The sequence below is a fragment of the Pseudoalteromonas sp. McH1-7 genome (genome assembly GCF_013366255.1).
GTDB classification, from domain to species: domain Bacteria; phylum Pseudomonadota; class Gammaproteobacteria; order Enterobacterales; family Alteromonadaceae; genus Pseudoalteromonas; species Pseudoalteromonas peptidolytica.
The window spans coordinates 1-1,460 of the sequence record NZ_JABWPQ010000056.1; the positions used below are offsets into that span (position 1 = coordinate 1).

The following is a 1,460-nucleotide window of genomic DNA, read 5'->3' on the forward strand; positions in this document are numbered from 1 at the left end:
GGAGTGCTACCTTGCAAACTATCAATAAACCATAGCCGCTGCTGGGCAAAAGACAGAGGGAACTTATCTGTGTTTCTTTCTACTCGAGAGACTAGGTTTGACCCTACATCAACTGCATTTTTTACCAATATAGCGATATCTACGATGGTAGGGCTATCGTAAATTTCCCGCAGTGGTATTTGTACGTTTAGTTTATCTTCTATCTCAGAGCACAGCCTCATCGACAATAATGAATGACCACCTAATTCAAAAAAGTCATCTTCAGTACTGATCAATGCAGGAGGTACACTAAATAGCTCAGACCAGATCTGTACTAGTGCTTTTTCTATATCATCTTTAGCCTCGATAACTGTAGCTACAGTATCCGTATCAAGCGTTGTTGCTGATAACGCCACCTTATCAACCTTGCCATTTGCCGTTCTCGGAAATTCACTCACTACAATCAGCTTGCTTGGGAGCATATGTGCAGGCAATGAGGTTTTTAAGTGTTGCTGGACTTGTTGCTCAACAGCACTGGTGGACTGAACAAGTCCTTCTCTCTGTTTGATATACCCCACAAGATACTTTGATGTGCCGCGTTCAATGATGAGTACGACGCTAGAGTCAACCTCAGAGCAAGAGTTTATTTGTGACTCAATCTCACCAAGCTCGACTCGAAACCCGCGAATTTTCACTTGATCATCGACGCGGCTAATGTAAATAAGTTCACCGTCTGAATTAAATTTAACTAAGTCTCCCGTTTTATATAATCGCTTTGAAGTGTTCCTTTTATTTGGGCAAAAGTATGGATTAGGAATAAAGCTATTTTGTGTCAATGTCGCTTTGTTCAAATAACCTCTGGCCACTCCATCTCCACCAACATATAACTCACCCACAGCACCGTAAGGTAGCAAAGCTTGATCCGCATCTAAAATATAATACTGCATATTGGCAAAAGGAGTACCAATCGTTGCCTGCTTACCCTCCAAGCATCGGCCAATTGAGCTACAGATAGTTATTTCAGTTGGGCCATAGGCATTTAAAAATTCAACACCTACTGATAGCCACTCATTAGCAAGTGAATCAGGGCAATGCTCACCACCTACCATCACTGTGGTTAGACTTTCATATTTTTTAACTTTCAAACATCGCAACATAGAGGGAGTCATAAAGAGGTGGGAGACATCGCCATAATGTACTAACTCTTTTCCATACTCTAACGTTGTCGCTAATCGCAATTTGGCTCCATTTACGAGGCCTAACCACATAACCCAAACGGCAGCATCAAAGGCAACTGATGAACAATGGTAAATAGCCGCACTAGGGGATAATTCCGTGTATTCGAGGGAAGTAATCATATTGTTGTGCAAGCTTTGATGCTCAATCATCACGCCTTTTGGCTGTCCTGTCGAGCCTGAGGTATAAATCACATACGCCAGATGTGATGCGCTCACACCAACCTCTTGTGGCCGAGTACGTGG

1 protein-coding gene is annotated in these 1,460 nt (G+C 42.6%); it reads right to left on the reverse strand.

Translation table 11 applies throughout. From position 1 onward, the window contains the following. Nucleotides 1-1,433 (reverse strand): non-ribosomal peptide synthetase (locus HUZ36_RS21595; RefSeq protein ID WP_368659811.1); only part of this gene is annotated, 1,433 nt, incomplete at its 3' end. Nucleotides 1,434-1,460 lie beyond the last annotated feature (27 nt).